The organism is Coriobacteriia bacterium, assembly GCA_018368455.1.
Classification (GTDB): domain Bacteria; phylum Actinomycetota; class Coriobacteriia; order Coriobacteriales; family UMGS124; genus JAGZEG01.
The window spans coordinates 1-20,116 of sequence record JAGZEG010000011.1 but is presented as its reverse complement, the minus strand read 5'-3'; the positions used below and the strand labels follow the sequence as shown (position 1 = coordinate 20,116).

17 protein-coding genes and 1 pseudogene are annotated in these 20,116 nt (G+C 63.8%); 6 read left to right on the top strand and 12 right to left on the bottom strand.

Going from position 1 to position 20,116, the window contains the following annotated elements:
- Window positions 1–132 precede the first annotated feature (132 nt).
- The 3 genes from KHZ24_08085 to KHZ24_08075 form a co-directional block, all read right to left on the bottom strand.
- On the bottom strand, window positions 133–2,781 hold the full coding sequence (locus KHZ24_08085; protein MBS5451150.1) for a M56 family metallopeptidase: 2,649 nt from the start codon (window positions 2,779–2,781) through the stop codon (window positions 133–135).
- Window positions 2,782–2,851: 70 nt separating this feature from the next.
- Window positions 2,852–3,211, bottom strand: coding sequence for a BlaI/MecI/CopY family transcriptional regulator (locus KHZ24_08080; protein ID MBS5451149.1), 360 nt, complete (start codon window positions 3,209–3,211; stop codon window positions 2,852–2,854).
- Window positions 3,212–3,474: 263 nt separating this feature from the next.
- Entirely contained in the window at window positions 3,475–4,287 is an 813-nt protein-coding gene (locus KHZ24_08075) for an AIM24 family protein (GenBank protein MBS5451148.1), read from the bottom strand.
- 238 nt (window positions 4,288–4,525) lie between these two features.
- Here KHZ24_08075 and KHZ24_08070 point away from each other — a divergent pair, with 238 nt between their 5' ends.
- Window positions 4,526–4,708: a type II toxin-antitoxin system HicA family toxin gene (locus KHZ24_08070; GenBank protein MBS5451147.1), complete on the top strand. Its 183-nt coding sequence runs from the start codon at window positions 4,526–4,528 to the stop codon at window positions 4,706–4,708.
- Between the two features lie 43 nt (window positions 4,709–4,751).
- A complete protein-coding gene (locus KHZ24_08065) occupies window positions 4,752–5,195 on the top strand; it encodes a helix-turn-helix domain-containing protein (GenBank protein ID MBS5451146.1) in 444 nt (147 codons plus the stop codon).
- 76 nt (window positions 5,196–5,271) lie between these two features.
- Here the strand turns inward: KHZ24_08065 and KHZ24_08060 are convergent, their stop codons facing one another.
- The 3 genes from KHZ24_08060 to KHZ24_08050 all read right to left on the bottom strand — a co-directional run bounded on the left by KHZ24_08060 (window position 5,272) and on the right by KHZ24_08050 (window position 9,904).
- Window positions 5,272–6,753 carry a DUF1846 domain-containing protein gene (locus tag KHZ24_08060; GenBank protein MBS5451145.1) on the bottom strand — a complete coding sequence of 494 codons (1,482 nt, stop codon included), beginning with the start codon at window positions 6,751–6,753 and terminating at the stop codon, window positions 5,272–5,274.
- A 141-nt stretch (window positions 6,754–6,894) separates the two neighbouring features.
- Entirely contained in the window at window positions 6,895–9,177 is a 2,283-nt protein-coding gene (locus KHZ24_08055) for a molybdopterin-dependent oxidoreductase (GenBank protein MBS5451144.1), read from the bottom strand.
- Window positions 9,178–9,196: 19 nt separating this feature from the next.
- Window positions 9,197–9,904, bottom strand: coding sequence for a 4Fe-4S dicluster domain-containing protein (locus KHZ24_08050; protein ID MBS5451143.1), 708 nt, complete (start codon window positions 9,902–9,904; stop codon window positions 9,197–9,199).
- Window positions 9,905–10,409: 505 nt separating this feature from the next.
- Here KHZ24_08050 and KHZ24_08045 point away from each other — a divergent pair.
- On the top strand, window positions 10,410–11,162 hold the full coding sequence (locus KHZ24_08045) for a Crp/Fnr family transcriptional regulator (protein ID MBS5451142.1): 753 nt from the start codon (window positions 10,410–10,412) through the stop codon (window positions 11,160–11,162).
- Here KHZ24_08045 and KHZ24_08040 read toward each other — a convergent pair.
- From KHZ24_08040 to KHZ24_08025, 4 genes are all read right to left on the bottom strand, one after another.
- Window positions 11,156–11,836, bottom strand: a complete 681-nt coding sequence (locus KHZ24_08040; protein ID MBS5451141.1) for a hypothetical protein — start codon at window positions 11,834–11,836, stop codon at window positions 11,156–11,158. The two genes, KHZ24_08045 and KHZ24_08040, sit on opposite strands and share 7 nt — an antisense overlap.
- Window positions 11,837–11,926: 90 nt before the next feature.
- Complete coding sequence (locus KHZ24_08035) at window positions 11,927–12,205, bottom strand: DUF4160 domain-containing protein (GenBank protein MBS5451140.1); 279 nt, start codon at window positions 12,203–12,205, stop codon at window positions 11,927–11,929.
- A gap of 416 nt (window positions 12,206–12,621) precedes the next feature.
- On the bottom strand, window positions 12,622–13,260 hold the full coding sequence (locus KHZ24_08030; protein MBS5451139.1) for an FMN-binding protein: 639 nt from the start codon (window positions 13,258–13,260) through the stop codon (window positions 12,622–12,624).
- Window positions 13,250–14,773: a LuxR family transcriptional regulator gene (locus KHZ24_08025; protein ID MBS5451138.1), complete on the bottom strand. Its 1,524-nt coding sequence runs from the start codon at window positions 14,771–14,773 to the stop codon at window positions 13,250–13,252. The genes KHZ24_08030 and KHZ24_08025 overlap by 11 nt, the downstream gene beginning before the upstream one ends.
- A 242-nt stretch (window positions 14,774–15,015) precedes the next feature.
- Here KHZ24_08025 and KHZ24_08020 point away from each other — a divergent pair, with 242 nt between their 5' ends.
- Complete coding sequence (locus tag KHZ24_08020) at window positions 15,016–16,821, top strand: FAD-binding protein (protein ID MBS5451137.1); 1,806 nt, start codon at window positions 15,016–15,018, stop codon at window positions 16,819–16,821.
- Between the two features lie 138 nt (window positions 16,822–16,959).
- Here the strand turns inward: KHZ24_08020 and KHZ24_08015 are convergent, their stop codons facing one another.
- Both KHZ24_08015 and KHZ24_08010 read right to left on the bottom strand, forming a co-directional pair.
- Entirely contained in the window at window positions 16,960–17,259 is a 300-nt protein-coding gene (locus KHZ24_08015) for a type II toxin-antitoxin system YafQ family toxin (protein MBS5451136.1), read from the bottom strand.
- Window positions 17,259–17,531: a type II toxin-antitoxin system RelB/DinJ family antitoxin gene (locus KHZ24_08010; protein ID MBS5451135.1), complete on the bottom strand. Its 273-nt coding sequence runs from the start codon at window positions 17,529–17,531 to the stop codon at window positions 17,259–17,261. The genes KHZ24_08015 and KHZ24_08010 overlap by 1 nt, the downstream gene beginning before the upstream one ends.
- 206 nt (window positions 17,532–17,737) lie before the next feature.
- Between KHZ24_08010 and KHZ24_08005 the strand changes: the two genes are divergently transcribed.
- Complete coding sequence (locus KHZ24_08005) at window positions 17,738–19,351, top strand: peptide chain release factor 3 (GenBank protein MBS5451134.1); 1,614 nt, start codon at window positions 17,738–17,740, stop codon at window positions 19,349–19,351.
- 266 nt (window positions 19,352–19,617) lie between these two features.
- Window positions 19,618–19,819 (top strand): annotated as a pseudogene (locus tag KHZ24_08000) (type II toxin-antitoxin system mRNA interferase toxin, RelE/StbE family).
- Window positions 19,820–20,116 lie beyond the last annotated feature (297 nt).

Sequence of the window (20,116 nt, the reverse complement as noted above, 5' to 3'; positions counted from 1 at the left end):
GTCGTCACCAGCGAGACTCCAGGTTAGAGGCGGCTACATAGCAACGTCCCCACAGCGCTGGTGCGCGCTGCGGGGACGAGGGAGAGGCTTCCGAAAGATGTGACGCGGCTTCTCGACCCGAGGCCGGCTCTGCTAGCCGATCTCGTACTCGCCAGCGAACTCCTCGAGACCGGTCAGCTTGCCGTTGGTATCGCGCACGGTGCGTAGGTTGATGCCATCGCGGACGCGTGCGTCTTCGAACAGGGAGAGGCTGGAGCCCTCCTCGTCGACGAACTGATGCACGGGAATACGCGCGTCGCCATCGTGATAGGTCAGCGTCCCACTCCTGGCGTCGTAGGTGAGACCGAACGGCTCGAACTGCTCGTACCAGGCAAGCACGTCACGCGAGTCGGCCGTGCCCTCCTCGCTCGAATCAACGTACCGCACGAAGGCACTCGCCGCATCGGCACTCACCGAAGGCGCCAGGCCGCGAGCGACGCCCGAGGTCGTCTCGCTCGCAACAGCGCCCGTCGCCTCGCCAGACAGAACAAGAGAGCTGCCCGACGCATCGGCGGGATCCGTGCCGCTCGCGCTGTCAGTCGAGAAGACAAGAGCGTCAGCTCCAGAGGCGCCATCAGCATCGAGCGCGAGAACGTCCGTCCCGGAAGCGGCTTCGCTCGACACGACGGAAGGATCGGCCGTGTCTGCGGCCTTGCCGCCGGCGACGCTGGATGCCACGGCATCCGCTTGCTCGTCCGCGCTAGATGCCGCCGCCACGCTGTCCGCGAAAACCTCCCCGTCGCCACTAACGCTGGAGGCGAACATGACGGCCCCGGGGCCGCTGACATGCGCAATCTCGCCGTCATCGCCGGCAAGCGAGTCCCCAGGAAGGGTGACGTCGCATTCGACGAGGCCCGTAAGCTTGCCATCCGCGCCGTAGGTCGCCATCAGGTCGATGCCGCCGTTCGCGCGCAGTGTCGTGCCGAGGCTCGCGGCGATCCAGACGTCGTGAAGCTCGTCGTAGACGGAGCAGACGTCCTTGCCCTCGTACTCCATGAGGAGCTCCCACGGGGAGTCGTCGTAATACGACGCGTTGCGGCCATAGCCCCAGGACAGGCCGAACGCCTCGTAGCTCGTGAGCAGCTGCTCGGTCAGCTCGTCAGCCTGCCCGGCAAGCGCCGCTTCGCTCGCATAGGAGCCTTCGTCCGGCGAGGCCAGGGAGATTCCGTCCGCCCCAGCCGACGCCGAAACGCTGTCGGCATAGTGCGGGAGCAGCGCCGAGGACGACTCGCCGTCGTGGTCGAGGCGCAGGGTCGCATCCCCGTCTTCGCTCGTGCTTGCCGAGTAGCGAGGGAACGCGTCGGACTCCCGGACGTCCTCGGACCAGGTCACCTCCGGCTCCGACATCCCATCGGACACGCGCGGCGAGATGAGCACGGGGCCATTGTCCGTGCTCACGGAATACGTCGTAGCAAGAGCAGCTGGGACACCCGCGACGAGCAGCGACGACGCGAGCACCGCCGCTGCGGAAAGCTTCTTTACCTTCATGATCGCCACAATCCTCTCCTCGAGCGCCCCCGTATTGAAGGCGCTGTACAGCGGGGCAAATGAACCCCGCGTCTCTTCCATACCAATGAGCGTGCGCGCGTAGCTCGACCGCGCGTCATGCCCGATCCGCCGTACAACCGCCTCGTCGCACGCAAGTTCAATGTCGCGATTAGCGAGTAACCACATCGCCCACACGAGCGGGTTGAACCAATGCAGGCACAGGGCCGCCGCCAGGACGTACTTCTTGACGAGATCGAGCCGACGGATGTGCGCGACCTCGTGCGCCAAGACGAACCGCGTCTCCGCGCAGGCGCCCATTCCCTTGGGCAGGAGCACAACCGGCCGAAATACGCCGTAGGTCAGCGGCGTGTCGACGCGATCAGAGCACCGCAAGCGCACGGGTCTACGCATCCCGGACGTCTCTGCGCGCAACGCAGAGAGCGGCGCCTCGTCCTCGACAGGCAGCGAAGCCGCAAAGCGCCGACGGCTCCGCACATAGCAACCCGCGAGGCACCCCGCGCAGGCCAGGGAGCCAGCCACCCACACGACCGACACCCACGCAGGTAGGCCCGTCATGCGAACCAACCATCCACGCGCCGCGCCATCTGACGCGCCCTGAACGCCGGCGTCATCGATGTCCGAATGAGACCCCACGCCGTCCAAAGTCGCCATGTCGTAGTTCAAACTTGTTGTCGTACCGCCCGGCGCCGCTCCGCTGATATTCAATGTGGTGCCGCCGTTGTTCAAAACATCAGGGTCGCCCTCAGGCGCCGTTGGACCACCGTTCAACGCAGGTTCATCGCCGGCCTGCTTGCCAGCCTCTTCGTTCAATGCCGTCGTGCCATCGTCCAAAGCCAGCATGTCGCCGTTCATCGCCGCCACGCCAACGTTCAACGTCGCAGACCCATGGTTCAATGCCGTCGTACCACGGGCCGGCCCATCGGGAGCAAAGGCATTCGTATCGGAACCGCCGGAGACACCTTGCACCGCAGAGACAGACTCAATGCAAGGCGTCGGGGCAAGAGCGGCTCCGATTCGCTCGCCCATGCCTGGCGATACCAAGTCGACCACGGCATAGGCGTTCCAGGGAACAGGGACCGAAAACGGCACGAGCAGCCGTACGGCCACGAGAAGCCAGAGCACGACGAACGTGGCCTTGGGAAGGCGGTTGAGCCAGGCGGCACGCGTCACGATGACGGCGGCCGCCATCACCGCCCCCGTCAGCCCCATGCCCAGAAGGCTCATCGTCCCCACGGCTTACTCCCCTCAATCCCCTGAGCGCCCCGCTCAAACCGATAGCGGGGCTAGTAGTCCCCCCACACGCCTACTCAAGCTCGTCCACGATGCGCTTGAGCCGGTCGATTTCCTCGGGAGGCAGCTTCGTTCGGCCCAGCAGCGCGGCAAACAGCCCACTGGTCGAGCCGTCAAACACCCGGTTGATGAGCTCGGTCGTCTCCGCCTGCTGCACCTCCTCCTTGCCGATGAGCGCATGGCACATGAAGTGGGGCTCCGAGCGCTCGATGGCGCCTTTTTCGATGCAACGCTTGATAAGCGTGCGCGTCGTGTTGACGTTCCAGCCCACCTCGGCCTTCAAAATCTCCGAGATGCGCTTTGCGGTCATGTCACCCTCCCGCCACAGGACATCCATGACCTTGAGTTCCGAATCAAACAACTTCACATCCATGGCTTCCCGCCTCACACGCTCGTCCCGATCAATCGGCAGCATAAAGATACGCCGTTATCAAGACGCACCATTTATAACCTGCATAAGACTCTTGTAGTACGACGGCAGCTTGTATACTACTCTCGTCGTATAGCAGAGTCAAGCGGGCGAGCCCGCCGCTCTAGCCCGCACCGACCCCGGCAAAAGAAAAGCTCCCCACAGCACCATCTCGGCGTCATGGGGAGCGATGCAAAACAGTGCAAATTGTAGAAAGCCGCTACAGCCTAGTGATGGTCGGTCGGCTGGGGAGCGAACGTGTTGTACGAAGTGGCAGCCTGCATCGGAGCGAGCATGACGCGCCCGGTGCCGCGATAGACGTTCACGAGGCCCTCGCCGCTTACCGCAGAGCCGAGCAGCGACTTGCCAGAGCGCTCGACCGTGAAGCTGAGGCCCGACGTCCAGGCCAGCGCGTAGTTTCCGTCAACCTTAAGCTCATCGTTGTCGAGGTCGACGTAGACGATCTCCTGCTCGGGGCAGGGCGACTCGAGCGCCACGATGCCTGTGCCGTCAATGCGCAGGTTGAACAGGCCCTCGTTGCCCGCCACGGCGGAGGAGAGGTTCGTCCGGCGCTGCAGCTCGTGCTTGAGCGTGCCGTCGCACGCCAGGAACAAACCGTCGTTCAATACGATAGACCCGCCCCACTTCGTCGTATCCACGAGCAGAATGAAGCGCCACGTCGGCTCGCACACGAGCTTGCCGACGCCGGTGTACTCCGGCTTGATCATGGAGTCCTGGCTGACGGCACCCTTGAACATCTTGCCCACGAAGTCGCCGACGCCCTTGACGCCCGTCGTGGCCTTCACGTTGCCGACCGTCCACTGCATGGCGCCCGCCTGCAGCGTGACGCCGCAGCGGCCGTCGAGATCGGCGACGAGCTGGCGACGGCGCACATCCATCTGCGCGGCAAAGTATGCCGACATGGCACTCTCGGGCGTCACAGACAGGTCGCGGTCCCACTGAATAACTCGGAACTGGCCGGCCTGGGCAACGACCTTGACATCGTCGTTGTTCTCGAAGTTGTAGACAGTGAACGCCACAAAAGACCCCTTTCGATAGAAAAATCCACAGTCCCCCGCACCCTGTTGACATATACCCAGAGAGATACCACCGCCAACACCCGGGCACGCGAAATCGGAGCAGGGGCGACTCCCTTCTAATGAGGGTCAGATCTCTGTCAGAGACGTGTCAGGCCCCCCTGCGAGAGCATTGATTCGTCAACGTTTTCCTTGGCATAAATAGTTAGTAATGCTAATATTTTATCAGAAGGAGGCGGCGATGACCAAGCGGCGTGTCCTTATAGCCGAACTTGAGAAAGCCGGATTTGAGCAAGTAAGGAGTGGCTCGACCGCAAACCACGACAAGTACCGACTAGGCGATGTCACCGTCGCCGTCCCCAGGCATCGCGAAATCAAAGACAGACTGGCCGACGTAATCAGAAAGCAAGCAGGGCTCAGATAGCCCACCGCCACAAGGTGCCTGTAGCATCAAAAGGAGAATCGACATGATGTTCGTAAGAGAATTCGAAATTATACCGAATGAGGGGGGCTACCTCGCACTGCCCCTTGATATGGATGGGGGCACCGAGGGGGACACAGCTCAGGAAGCGTTGGCCATGGCCGCGGAATGGCTGCACCTCATGGCCTTGGACGCCCTCTTGCACGGAAAGACACTACCCGGCGGGACCGTCGGCCACTCCCCCCGCGAAGGCGGAACGGTGATCGCGGTGGCAGTACCGGTGAAGCTTTCCGATGCCCCCTCAATGACGGCCGCCGAAGCGGCACGGAAGCTCGGCGTATCAACCGCCCGCGTTGCGCGAATGTGCGCCTCAGGCCAGCTTGCGTCGTGGAAAGTCGGAGCAACCCGCATGGTTGCCTGCGAGAGCGTTGAGGAACGGCTGGCGTCTACCCCGGCACCGGGCAGGCCGAAAGCAGCCGTGGAGGCGTAAATGAGCCGCGCCGCCGGCACGCAGGCAGTACCCGTACACCGGCGGCGCAGGCTGTTCAGACACCGAACGCGCTGGCCTACTTGTGGTAGTACGTCAGGCGCTCGTACTTCGGCTCGCAGCAGACGTTGATGCCGAGCGTTCGGTAGAGCTTCTCGTCGGCCGCAGAGATGATGACGGAGAAGAACGCGTCGCAGCCCCGCAGCTTCTCGGCGGCCTCGATAGCGCGGTCAGCCAGCGGCTCGGTCGCCGAGCTGATGGACAGTGCGATAAGCATCTCGTCGGAGTGCAGGCGCGGGTTCTTGTTATGCAGGTGGGACGTCTTGAGGTGGCAGATCGGGTCGAGCGCCTCGTCGGAGATGATGTACGTCTTCTCGGGGATGCCCGCCACCTTCTTGAGGGCGTTGAGCAGCAGCGACGACGCCGCACCCAGCCTTGACGACGTCCGTCCGCACACGACCTCGCCGTCCGGCAGCACGAGAGCGCCCGCCGGCAGGCCCGTCGCCTCCTCCTTCGTAAGCGCTGCCTGGCGCGCCGGACAGAAGTCGGTCGTCACGCCCGCCTGGTTCATGAGCAGCTCGAGCCTGCGGATGCGCTCCTTACCCACGCCCGTACGCTTGACCTCGACGGCCGTCTGGAAGTAGCGGCGCACGATCTCCATCTGGGCCGCGCGGCGCACGACGGCGTCGTCGCTGATAGCCAGGCCCGCCATGTTGACGCCCATGTCCGTCGGCGACTGGTAGGGGCTCGTGCCGTCGATGCGCTCGAGCATGGCCTTGAGCACGGGGAACGTCTCGACGTCGCGGTTGTAGTTCACGGCGACCTTGTCGTAGGCCTCCAGGTGGAACGGGTCGATGATGTTCGAGTCGTCCAAGTCGACGGTAGCCGCCTCGTACGCGATGTTCACGGGATGTTTGAGCGGCAGGTTCCACACCGGGAACGTCTCGTACTTCGCATAGCCGGCCGCGATGCCGCGCTTGTGCTCGTGGTAGAGCTGCGACAGGCACGTCGCCATCTTGCCCGAGCCGGGGCCGGGCGCCGTCACGACGACGAGCGGGCGCGTCGTCTCGACGTAGTCGTTGGCACCGAAGCCCTCGTCGCTCACGATGTGGTCAATGTCGGTGGGATAGCCGGCGATCGGGTAGTGGCGATACGAGCGCACGCCCATCTCCGACAGGCGGTTGCGGAACGCGTCGGCAGCGGGCTGGCCGGCGTAGCGCGTCACGACGACGCCACTCACGAGGAAGCCCATCCCCTTGAACACGTCCATGAGGCGCAGAACATCCTCGTCGTAGGTGATGCCGATGTCGCTGCGCATGCGGCCCGACTCGATGTCGGCGGCGCTGACGGCGATGATGATCTCCACGTCGTCCGCCAGGCTCTTGAGCATGCGGATCTTGGCGTCGGGCAGAAAGCCGGGCAGCACGCGCGACGCGTGGTGGTCGTCGAACAGCTTGCCGCCGAACTCGAGGTAGAGCTTGCCGCCGAACGAGTCGATGCGCTCCCGGATGTGGCCGGCCTGCAAGTCGAGGTACTTCTGGCAGTCAAATCCGATCTGCATTGTCAGCGCTACCCTTCTCCTCTGGCACCATGGCATATGGCATTGAGTGTACGCCCCCGAGCGGGCCCTTGAAACGCAGGGAGCCCGTCCCCGAAATAATTCCGGGGACGGGCTCTCAAGAGGGGGCTCCTCTACGCGCCGCTACTCAGCGTGCTCGATCTTTTCGACCTGGCACAGGCCCTCCTTGAAGGGCGGGTAGCCGGTGACCGGGTCAAAGTCGCGCGACACGAGCAGGTTCACGTTGGCGTTCGACCAGCCGTGGAACATGTCGACGCAGCCAGGCAGCACGAGGTTCGTCACCTCGACGCGCATCTCGATCTCGCCGAAGTCGTTGAAGACGCGCACCCAGTCGCCGTCGACCAGGCCACGGGACTCGGCGTCCGTCGGGTGCAGGCGCACGATCGGGTCGGGCATGAACTGGTTGAGCCAGGGGCAGTCGCGCTGCTTGGAGTGCGTGTACATCGGCACGCGCGAGCCCGTGTTGAGGATGAGTGGGTACTTCTCGGCGACGTCGGGCGTCGACACGGGGCTGTACGCCGGCTCGTTCCACAGCGGCAGACCGTCGAAGCCCGCCTCGCGCAGCACCTCGGACACGAACTCGATCTTGCCCGACGGCGTGTTGAAGCCCGGCTCGCCGTCCTTGCGAATGCCGCCGGTCTCGTACTTCTTGTACTGCGGATCGCCCGTCGGGGGCACGGCGACGCCCTCGGGATGCTCGCGCAGATCGGCCATCGTCACGCCCACGCCGGCCGTCGCGAGAACCTCCTCGAGCGCAGCCTCGACGCTGCCACCGAAGCACTCCTCCTCGAAGCCCAGCTTGCAGCCGAGCTCCATGGCGATCTGCCAGTCCTCGCGCGCCTCGCCCTGCGGGGCGACGACGGGCTCGCGCAGGAAGATCTTGCGACCGAACACCGCGAGGGGCGCCATACGCTCCATGCACATGGCAGCGGGTAGGATGATGTCGCAGAAGTTGTGCGTCCAGGGGCGGTAGAAGTAGTCGGCAGCCGCCGCGAACTCGAGCGAGCCGATAGCCTCCTGGTACATCGTGGACTGCGGCCACATCATCGCGTTGCCGCCCCACATCATCATCATGCGGATCTTGCCCTCAGCGGCGTACTCGGGCCAGCGGTTCGTCTGCATCTGCTTGACGTACTTGGTCCAGACGGGGAAGTCCTGCAGGTCGTAGCGCTTGTCCTTGATCTCCTCGTACAGGTCCTCGCGGTTGAACTGCGTCGTGGAGGCGAACAGGTCAAACGGCAGGCCGCCGCCCACGGTCAGACCGCCGGCCATGTCGAGGCCGCCCTGCATGGCGACGAGCAGGCAGATGGCCATCTGGTTATAGCCACCGTTCGTGTGGTGCACGACCGGGCTCGCGCTGAAGATGGGCGCGCCGGGCTTGTTCGTGCCCCAGATCTCGGCCGCAGCCTTGATCTTGTCGGCCGGCACCCAGGTGATCTCCTCGGTGCGCTCGAGCGTGAACTCGGCGACGTAGGCCTTGAACTCTTCCCAGCCGTTGCCCCACGTCTCGCAGAACTCCTGGTCATACCAGCCGTTCTCAATCATGCAGTTCGCGATGCCCAGCGCCAGAGCGCCGTCCGTGCCCGGGCGCGGCTGCAGGTGCACGTCGGCCAGGGACTCGACCGTCGGCGTGATGCGCGGGTCGACGATGACGAACTTCGTGCCGTTCTTCTTGAGCTTCAGCAGCTTGCCGAAGCGGTTCGGCAGCGACCAGGCCGGGTTCAGCGACCAGATGAGGCAGCTCTTCGAGTCGGCCGAGGGGTTCGTGCCCATACCGCCGATGCCGTAGGCCAGCTGGCCGGCGATGATCGTGGCGTAGGCGCACGTCGAGCTCTCGTTGCCGTACGTCGGCGTGCCGAACAGGTTGGCGAGGCGGTTGACGGCGCCACGCGGCTCCTTGGGGTCGCCGCAGTACAGGAACACGGACTCGGCGCCGGACTCCTCCTTGCACTGTTGCATCTTGGAGGCGATCGTCTCGTACGCCTCCTCCCAGCTGATCTGCTCCCAGCCCGGATCCTCGTCGATGCCCTTGACAGGGTTCGTGCGCTTCATCGGGTAGAGCAGGCGGTGCGGGTCGTAGATCTCCTGAATGGAGGCCATGCCCTTGGCGCACAGCGGGTCGTTGGGGTAGCCGTCCTGGCGCGACTCGATGCGGACGATCTTGTTCTCGCGAACGAAGGCCTTGATGCCGCACTTCGGCGTGTGGTTGCACATGTCGCAGTACGAGAAGCGCTCCTCGGTGGGGCTGTTCTCGTCAGCGAAGGCCTCAGCCGGCCACAGGAACTCCCAGCCGCCCTTGACGGCGGTGACGCCGATGGCGCCGGCGATACCGGCCTTGACGAACGAACGACGCGAGATGGACGCGGGCAGCGCGGCCTCGACGGCGATGTTCAGCGAATCAGTCATCGTATATGCTCCCCTCGTCCTAGCGAGCCGCGTCGGCCGCGGCAGATGCGGCGCCGTCCGTGGCGGTGCCGGCCGGCTTGTAGGCCATGCTCTCGAACGGCGTCGGCAGGAACTCGGCCGGCATCCCCTCGAAGCCGATGTAGTAGTACGAGCTGCCCGGCACGTTGTAAGCGGCGTCGCCGGCCTCGGCCAGCGCGACGCTCGCGGGGCTCTCCGGGTCCTCGAGGTCACCGAAGATGCGGGCGCCACCAGGGCAGTTCACGACGCACGCGGGCTCGAGGCCCTCGTCGACGCGGCTGGCGCACATGATGCACTTCTCGACGGCGGCCGTCGTGCGGGCACCCTGCTCCTCATAGGGGGCGGGGTTCTCGACGTCGAACCACCAGCCCTCGTTCGTGGCCATCACGCGCGCCTCGTAAGGGCACGCCGTGACGCAAGCGCCGCACGAGATGCAGGCCTCGCCGTTGACCATGACGATGCCGTCCTCGCGGGTAAACGTGGCGCCCGTCGGGCACGCGGCCTCGCAAGGCGCGTCCGTGCAGTGCATGCAGGCGTGCGGCAGATAGCCGCGGTGAGGCGTGCCGTCGGCGTCCGTCCACTCGCGACGCTCGACCGCGTTCCAGGCCGGCGTGTTCGGCCGCAGGTTGTTCCACTGCTGGCAGGCGACAACGCACGCGTAGCAACCGGCGCAGCGTCGCATGTCGATAACCATCCCATAGTGGGCCATGGCTGTTCCTTCCCCTCTTTTCTCCCCGCGTGCGTCCCGCGACTCCCCCACGACAGGCCTTCCGATCCCTCCCGCAGGCATCGAACCCGATGGCCCCGGCGGCGCACCCTCTCGACAGACATAATAGAAATGCCAGCTCAGAGGGTGTAGACGTGAGCGTCAGACCATGGGCGTGGCCCTTGCGATCCCTCGTTCATAGCGTGCGCTATGGTTTTGTGAAGGCGCCTTCAAAAGCGCAGGCAGGAGCCTTGACCTCGACGGATTCCCGGCTATTTAGGCATCCGTGGCGGCTCGTTTCGTGTGACTGTCGGCACCATGGATGTTTCTATCGGCAACGCCGGCACCAACGCGCCGATGTTGCGCTCGGCCGGAGCCATCGCTACCCTTGACCGTGGGGAAACATCGTGCGATTCAGAGGAATCCCGCAGGTGGCGGGGTATAAGCGGCGGTGTACCGCGCGCCTGTTTTCAGGTGCCGGACACGCGGCAGGGGGAGGGGTTGCACAGTGGGACAGAAGGACGAGGGGCGGCCCTCGGGGGACGCGACGTTCAGCGTGGCGGCGAGTTCGGTACTCATCCCGTCGAGCTCGTTTCAACCACTGACGTTCGCCGAGCACCTCGACACGGGCACCCAGCTCAAGCTGTTCAAGGGCGAGGTATTCGGAACAGTTTGCCGCCACGAAGACGATCCCTATCTCTGCTATGTCGTGTCGGGCCACATCGACGCCCTGTTCCTGCGCACGGACGGCACGCACATGCGTCTGTACGAGCGCGGGGCGGGCAACGCGTTCCAGTTCGAGTTTGCTGGCATCGCGTCCCAGGGCGCCACGCGGCTGCAGTTCTGCGCGACGGAAAACTCCATCGTCGTGAGCTGGACGTTTCGGCAGGTGCGCGACCTCGTGGCCAGCGATCCGCGCGCGTTTGAGGACCTCATTACGCTCACGCACCTCACGTACGGGCAGCTGGGGCACCGCCTGGACAACGTCGACGCCCAGTCGACGAGCAGGCGCATCCTCGTGTGGCTCAAAAAGCTCGTGGACACGGCCGAGCCCGACGCGGACGGGACGTATCACATCGACTGTGACATGACGGTGCAGGAGATCTCCGACCTGCTGATGATCCACGTGACGACGTGCAGCCGTCTGCTGGCTGCGCTCAAGCGGCGCGGCATCGCCGAGCGCACGCGAAAGCAGATCGTCGTCAGCGACCCCGACGAGCTCGCGCGCCTCTGCCTCGAGGAGAACCCGCTGCTCTACTGAGGATAGTTCTGGGATGCAGGCGATCGGCGCACGAGGATCCCGCGTCCGGCGTAGAAGCGGGCGAAGCGCTCGAGGGGGACGCGGGCGTTCTCAGCCGAGCCCGGCAGGCCGGACGAGTTGTGAAAGACGAGCTGCGGGCCCGTATCGCCCTCCCCCGGCTCGGTGCGATGGACGAGCACGAGGTGGCCGCCCGTGTGCGTGGGCTCCTGGTCGGGCAGGCGAATCTCGTAGGAGACGGACGCCATCGCGTACCACTCCCCCGAGGCCACAAGCTCGGCCAGCTCCTCGGGCAGCAGATCGGGACGGGAGATGGCCTCGAGCCCGAAGTCGTGGGCGACCCAACGGACGAACGGCGCGTAGTACAGGCCGCCGATGGTGCCGTCGTCGTGCGGCGTAAGCACGCCCCAGCTGACGGCCTGCGCAAGCATGGCCGCCTTGCACGGCACGTCGGGCCAGCGGGCCGGGTCGGCCGCGAGGATCATCTGCAGGCACGTGAGTCCGCACGTGTTGCGCGACCACAGCCGGTACGCCTCGCCGCTGAGGTAGCCGTCGGCGCGCCAGTCGTGCAGCGGGATGGGGTCCTCGCCCCGCTCGATGACGGCGACGTTGCAAGCGATGTCGCCCCACTGCGACAGGTACGGCGGGTCGGGAAGCGTGTGACAGCGCGTGTGCATACGAACCCCCTCGGCAAAGCGGTCCCGGCAAGTCCGAATAGGCGCCAAGGCTCTCGAAACGATCGAGACACAGTCGGGATCGACGCGACCTCATTCGTAAAACGTCAAGCTATCCTCGCCAAACTGCTCAACCCAGCACGAGCAAATATACCTGTGGTTGAACTTCACGAGCTTTTCGATGTCACGCAAATCTTTCTCGGGGATGCCGCTGTTGTTATTTGCAAGCAGACAGCCTCCTCCGGAGGTCAACCAGAACTTCGTGGCATTAACAGTCGCGCGCCGCACAGCCACATACACATGCACCGGCTCGCCATTCTCAGCAACCCAGAAGAACAAGACGTACTGTCCAAACGCCAGGATCTTCGGCATCAGGCTACAACCTTTTCCCCGGCTCGCCGCTCTGCAAGGTCGAAGATAAGAGGGGCGTTATCTCGTAAAAAGGTATCGAGACGCGCCACCTCTTCAGGGGAAAATCCCTCGACATCCGACCATACATATGCAGGCAGCGTGCATTGTGCCGAGTCAAATCCCATGTCGATGGGGCGCTCGACAGCAACACGCACTGTCCCGTCGGGGCACAGGTCAGAATATGCGACTGTCGTCTCGTCAGGAAAGGACACATATTCCCACATCATGACGGCCTCCGTCCAACCGAGCCAAGTGCTGTCCACCAGTATATACCGCAGCGGTGCGGCACCCAAACGCAGGCCGGGGTTGGCCCGCAGCTTTGCGCCGCAGGCCAACCCCGTAATTAGTCGTACCTCATACGTAGAACAATACCGCTTCTATGCCGAGAGCGCATTCTGGATGGCCTCGAGGAACACGCTGCAGGTTACCGTGGCACCGGCGACGAGATCCACATCCGTCGGCCCCGTCTCGGTCACCGCCGCGACCATCTTGTCGAGCGCCACCCCGCCGATCTCGGGCGTCTCGTTTGCCTTCAGGATCTCAACGGCGGCAATCCTCTCGCCGTCAAGCGTGACCTTCACCGTGATGTCGCCGCCGATGCCCCGCGAGCTCGTGCCCACGCGCTCGTTGACGATGTCGTCCACAGCCCGTCGGTGCTCCCGGTCGCGTCGCAAAGCCGTCAAAAGGGCATGCTTGTAAATGATGTCTCGCTCGATCTTTGTCTGATACTCCAAAAGCCGGTCGGCAGAGAACGGGTTGTCTCCTTCCCGTATGGCGTCGCGCAGGTCGCCAGCCTCATAGCCGATGTTCCTCATGGCCGTGTACGCGATCATCGTCAGATAGTCGTCATCATCATACGCGCGGTAATTCGATAGTTCGTCGCGCTCGGGGCTAATGAGGTTGATGGACTCGTGGTACCTGAGACTCGTGCGAGAAAGGCCGATGCCCCGCACGAGGTCGCCGATGCTGTGCTTGAACGTGTCCCTGTCGGGCCCCGTCCCTCCGTCACAGGGCATCACCTCCGATTCCGACGCGGCCGAACCCGACCTCAGCCTCCACGAGGTCGATGAGCTCTTGCTGGGAGTGCAGACCCATCTTGCGGTAGAGGCTCTTGACATGGCTTTTGACCGTCTCATCTCCGATAGCGAGCTCGTGAGCGATATATGACCGGTTTCGACCCTTTGCCAGGAGGAAGAGTACCTCGACCTCGCGCGGCGACAGGCGGAAGCGCCGGGCCAGCGACGTCGCCGCGTCGTCGAGCTCCGTCATCGTGCGCTCAGCCTCGCCAGGGCGCACGCGTTCCCACCCCGTCTCGGGCGATCGGTTCGCAAACACGAAGATGGCCACGAGTAGCATCGTGAACACGGACAGCGCCGAGAACATGGCGAGCCCCGACTGCTCTTCAACAACCTGCGCGAGCACCGATGCCGCCAGAGACCCCACGAGTTGCCCGAACTGGATGGAGAGCATCCCCCACGCCACGATGCGCCCCGCAGGGACGCCCCCGCGCTGTGCGAGGATGGGCCACGTTGCCCACAAGACGATGTAGAAGTACTGGTATCCGCACTGATGCACGGCCGTGCCGATGACGCCGGGCACCCCCTGCAACGGAAGGAACAGAAACCCCGCCGCCATGAGAGGCAGTGCCACCTGGTAGGTGAGCTGGCTGAAGTCCATCTTGAACACGTTCGTTGTCACGTGGAGGGCCAGCACGCCCACGACGATTCCAACGATGTTCAGTGCGTCGCGCAGCACGATCTGTTCTGGCTCAAGCGGCGCCATCAGGCCCTTCATCACGCCAAACGACGCCCCGAAGAACAGAGCGATGAGCATCATGCGCAGCGGGGGTCGTGCTTTGACACGTACGTCACACAGGCTGCGCGGCAATGGGGGCATTCCCCTGCGTGCGTGACGGTAGCACAGGACGCCCAGCACGGGTAGCGCCGCAACGACGAGCTGCGCCACGTCGACAGGCAGCAGCGTGATGAACACGTAGGCAAGGGCCGCCAGCAAGAGGGCCATCACGCTGTAGCGCACGGTTTCGCGTGAGCCAATGCTGGCGAGCAGCTCGCCCCACAGCACGACGATTGCGCCGCTGCCGATGCCCGTAAGCACCGATCCCGCAAGGTAGAGCGCCGGGGCAACCCCGGATGCCGCCTCGAGAACTACTTGGCTGATGAGCAGCGTCCCCACGCACGTCAGACCCGCCGCCGACCACGGAAGCCACGACAATCTGCCCAAGGGGTTGCGCCGATGCGCAAGCAAAAGCAGGGCCGCAATGGCCACGACATTGGCGCTGAGTGAGACAGCCCACAGCGGCTCAAGCGTGGCAATGGCAGACGGGATGCCGGCCCCGACGGAGCTCACGACGGGACCGAACGCTCTCTCCGCTCCGAGGGCACCCGGCGTCGACGACATCCCATAGAACAGCGAGCTCCAAAAGACGCACCAGATCCATGTCCAATGCGCGGCAAATCCCGCAATGTCCGGGGCACGCCAATAGTCCATTGTTCGCGTGGCTGGTGTCATCTCGTCTACTCACCCGGTTCGATTTCGCTTGCAAAGCGGCTTGGCATCGTCTCACCAACGCCGCACATTATCCTCCCCCGGGCAGGGGGAGGGGCATATCAATCCCCACACCCTCCCCCGACCGACGGGGTGCGCAGCGTGCCGGCCCACCGTCATAGTGAGGCCAGCGATCGCAAGACCGGGCACCGGCTCACAGATTGGGTGCCACCCGCCGAGCACAACCGACACAAGGAGGAACGCACATGAGCACTTCGATCTCTCGCCGCACGTTCGTCGAGGCCAGTGGAGCAGGCCTCATCGGCGCAGCAGCTGTCGCTGGTATGGCATCCACGGCCCTGGCTACCGAGAGCTCGGCAGCCGCCGACGCAAAGGCGGCCGACGCCGCGACTTCCATGCCCGTCGGCCCCAACGGCATGGCCGCCGGCCCCGACGCAGCGGGCCTGCACCCGTGGGAGATTGCGCCCGAGCCCATCCCCGCTGACAAGATCAGTGCGACGGAGGAGTGCGACGTCCTCGTCATCGGCGCTGGCCTCGCAGGTGCGTGCGCCACGATGGCCGCGCTCGAGGAGGGTGCCAAGGTCGTCACAATCGACAAGACGAACGGCTCCTCCCCCATCGGCCGCGGTGTGCACATCGCCGGCTTCCACACGAAGGTGCAGCAGAAGCTCGTCGAGGAGGGTCTGCTCGAGGAGCCCGACTACAATCACGTCGTGCGTCGCTGGATCAACTGGGCGCAAGGTCGCGTCAAGGAGCCACTGCTGTGGGAGTTCGCCCGCAAGAGTGGCGCGTGCTTCGACTGGCTGTACGACCTGGCCGTGGCCAACGGCATGGAAGCCCTGCTGTGGGACGGCTACTACAAGGGCCCGGACTACACCGAGTACCCAGTGACGCACATCTTCTACCAGGCCGACAAGTACGAGGAGACCATCAACTTCACGTTCTACCAGGGCGCTGGCGTCGGTGACGTCTACGGCAACGCGGCCCTCATGCCGGTACTCTACGACATCGTGGCGCAGAAGGGCGGAGAGATCCGCTGGTCGACGAAGTGCGAGCGTCTGCTGCGCGACGGAGACGGCCCCGTGACCGGCGCAATCGTCTCCAACGAGGACGGCAGCTACGCCCAGATCAACGCCAAGTCCGTCGTCATCGCCGCCGGTGACTACGCGGCCGACGACGAGATGTTCAAGTACTACTCGCCCATGACGGCCTACGCCATGGACGCGCGCTGGTACATGCCACCGAACTGCGACACGGGCGACATGCACAAGCAGGCCATCTGGGTCGGTGGCGCCATGCAGAAGTCCGAACCGCACGCTGCGGTCATGCACCTGGACTTCGGCGCCGCGAGCTATGGTTTCCTACACGTCAATTGGGAGGGCAAGCGCTTCAAGAACGAGGACGTCAACACGCAGTCCAAGAGCGTGACGAAGGCCCTGCAGACGCATAAGGAGGCGTTCACGATCTACGACGCGCACGGTCTGGAGAACGTCAAGAAGCAGATGGACGCCGGCTTGGGCGGAGGCCTGCAGTGGGGTCAGTTGACGCAGCCCGTCGGCGGCGAGTACAACCTCGAGGCGCAGAAGATCGTGCTCGAGGGCGAAATCGCCGACGGCAAAACGTACACGGCCGACACGCTCGAGGAGCTCGCCGAGAAGATGGGTGTGCCCGCCGAGAACTTCGTGGCGGCGGTCGAGCGCTATAACGAGCTGTGCGACCTGGGCAAGGACCTGGACTTCGGCAAGCGCCCCGAGGTCATGTGCAAGGTCGTCGAGCCGCCGTTCTACGCCGGCAAGCTCGAGGCCGACCTGCTGACGATGTGCGGCGGCCTGCGCACCGACCTCGACTGCCACGTGCTCGACGCCGAGGACCAGCCTATCGAGGGCCTGTACGTCTGCGGCTCGACGGCCGGCGAGTTCTTTGGCGCCGGCGACTACCCGACGTACGTGCCCGGCATCGGCCACGGCCGTTGCGTGACATTCGGCCGCATCGCCGGCATCAACGCTGCTGGTGGCAACGCTGCCGAGGAGATTCCGGACCTGGATATCTAGGAAGTTCCAGAGGCGATTCCAGGCAAATGGCTCCGCGACCCGCAAGCGAAGAATGCTCGCAGGCCGCGGAGCCTCTTTTTTGCTTACTACCCGGGCTGCACCAGGCAGCAAGAGGGCACATATATACGACACGAACGACTATTTAAATAGCTCATCATGGCTACCAGTTCGCTCGAAGAAGGCCACCCGGTCATTGCTCGACCAGATAACCAGCCAGTCTCCGGAATTAGCGACATGGCACTCGTTTCGTCCCTTCCAGCTGCCAGACAAACGATGCATGTTATGCCGACGTTTGAGCGTTTCTATAGCCTCAGGTGTGTTCTCCAACACCAAGTCGATTAACTTTTGCAGGTCAGCCAGATTCCAGCTACGACGGCGCGCGTTCTTTTTGAGATCTCGAGAGAAACTAGTCGAAAAATCAGCCGTGAGCCTCCCCATTACGCCATCGCCGCTGCAACGAGATCGGCACCATTCGCAAAGTGTCCCTCCCTGCCAGAGGCAAGGAAAGCCTCGCCTTCGCGAATGGCCTCAAGACTCTCTTCATTGGGCTCTTCCGGCGCAAACGTCAGGGGAATGCGGCGAGTATTTACCATCTGCTTGTAGAACGCGCGCGTAACGGACGAAAGGTCAAGACCGTAATAATCCGCCACCTCGGCAGCTTCGCGCTTCAGGTCGTCATCAACACGAATGGTCAACGTTGAGGTAGCCATGCCCACTCCTGTCTCCAAAGTGTATGTATGAACATACTCTAATGCACATACATGATAGCATTTCTCTATCGCTGCTCGTGTCGTTCGGCAACGGCGCATCCTCCGCTGGTATGTCCGATGTGCGAGTACGCTCTGGGCTGCCCTCGGCCCCTCGCGCTTCCGGCTACAATGCATAAGTTTTGTCCGTGATGCCAGAAGGGCCTCGCATGTCACGCTTGTCAGACCAAATTGCCTCCCGACGCACGTTCGCCATCATCTCGCACCCCGACGCGGGCAAGACGACGCTTACCGAGAAGCTCCTGCTGTACACGGGCAGCATCCAGACGGCCGGCTCCGTCAAGGGCAAGAGCTCATCCAAGCACGCTGTGTCCGACTGGATGGACATCGAGAAGGAGCGCGGCATCTCCGTCACGTCGTCCGTGCTGCAGCTCAACTACGAGGGCGCGTGCATCAACATCCTGGACACCCCCGGCCACCAGGACTTCTCGGAGGATACGTACCGCACGCTCATGGCAGCCGACGCCGCCGTCATGGTCATCGACGCAGCCAAAGGCGTCGAGGCGCAGACGAAGAAGCTCTTCAAGGTCTGCACGCTGCGCCACATCCCCATCTTCACGTTCGTGAACAAGCTCGACCACGACTCTCGCGACCCGTTCGACCTCATGGAGGAGATCGAGACCGTCCTGGGCATCGGCACCTACCCCATGAACTGGCCCATCGGAAGCGGCCGCAACTTCCGCGGCGTGTTCGACCGCCAAACGCGGCACGTGCTCGCCTTCGAGGGCGCCGGCAACGCCAACGCCACGAAGAAGGTCGCCGAGATCGAGGTGGAGCTCGGCGACCCCAAGATGGACGAGCTCATCGGCGTCGAGAACCACCAGGGTCTCTCGGACGACATCGAGCTGCTCGACGGTGCCGGCGATGAGCTTGATCTGGCCGCCGTGCGCTGCGGCAAGCTCTCGCCCGTGTTCTTCGGCAGCGCGCTCACGAACTTCGGCGTGGAGCCGTTCCTGAAAGAGTTCCTGCGCCTGGCCCCCTCGCCGCTGGCCTACACGGACCACCTGACGGGCGAGCAGGTGGACCCGTCCACGGAGGATTTCTCGGGCTTCGTGTTCAAGATCCAGGCCAACATGGACAAGAACCACCGTGACCGCATCGCCTTCGTGCGCATCTGCTCAGGGCGCTTCGAGCGCGGCATGGACGCTTGGCACATGCAGGGAGGGCGCAGGCTCAAGCTGGCAACGGGCACCGCGCTCATGGCCGACGACCGCGCCACGGTGGACGAGGCTTTTGCGGGCGATGTCGTGGGCCTGTTCGACCCGGGCATCTTCTCCATCGGCGACACGGTATGCGGCGGGAAGCTGCGCGTGGAGTACCCGGAGATCCCCACGTTCGCGCCCGAGCACTTCGCCCGCATCGAGCAGGTGGACACGCTCAAGCGCAAGCAGTTCGTGAAGGGCATGCAGGAGCTGGCCCAGGAGGGCGCCGTGCAGATCTTCCGCGAGCTGGGCACCGGCATGGAAAGCGTCATCGTGGGCGTGGTAGGCGTGCTGCAGCTCGAGGTGCTCGAGCAACGCCTGGAGAGCGAGTACCACGTGAAGGTGCGGCGGCAGGGTCTGCCGTACACGGAGATCCGCTGGATCCAGAACGCCCCGGACGAGATCGACATCCCGTGTCTGAGCCTGACGCGCGACACCTGCCGCGTCGAGGACATGCGCGGCGGCAAGCTCCTACTGTTCACGAGCCCGTGGAACGTGGATTGGGCCGTGGAGCATAACAAGGAGCTCAGGCTCTCGGAGTTCGGCAACGTGACGTTTTAGGGGCGGGAGGCGACGTTACTTGTCCTCGTCGGCTCAGTCGGCAGGCAACAGCGAGTATATTGGTCTCCCCTTTCTGGCCTCAGTTTCTGATAAACCCGGGGGAAGCAAAAGCGAAGGGTTACGAGGGCCGACCTGGCTACGCCTCGGCCAACGACATGTTTGAGGCTATGGGGGGGTGTAACGCGTGCTGGAAGCGCAATTCACCCCTCAGTTTCAAAGGGACTCTAAGCGGCTAAAAATACGTTGATTTAGCTCCGCTTAAGGCGCTGGTTGATTTGGTATTGCAAAACACACCAGATTCCCTTGAAGAGCTACGTCGCAGGCACAATATGCATGACCTCAAGGAAAACTGGCCGGGCAGTCGTGAGTGTCACATCGCGAACGCCGGCGATTGGCTTGTTATCTGGCGTGAAAAAAGGACTCGCCGTCTTCCGGAGAACCGGATCGCACGATGAGCTATTCGGATAGGGGTGACATAGGGTAGAAACGAGGCGATAACTCTTCCCGTCACCTCTCATAAAGTCGGTGACAGAGCCTATATTCAGCGTTGCTTTCTTCCGTTTTGTTGCCTATCGTTCCCATCGCCGAGCTTTTTTATTTTATTAGCGCACACCTCCGTGAGAGGCTCGCCAATCGCCGCTTTGTAGTTGAAACCGAGAAGGGACCGTCAAGAACTCTGTGTAAGTCCTCTCACATGTACCTCTCCACCCTGCGCCTTATGCCCTCGTCGCACAGGAGCTGGTTGCGCACCTGGGACCAGCCGGC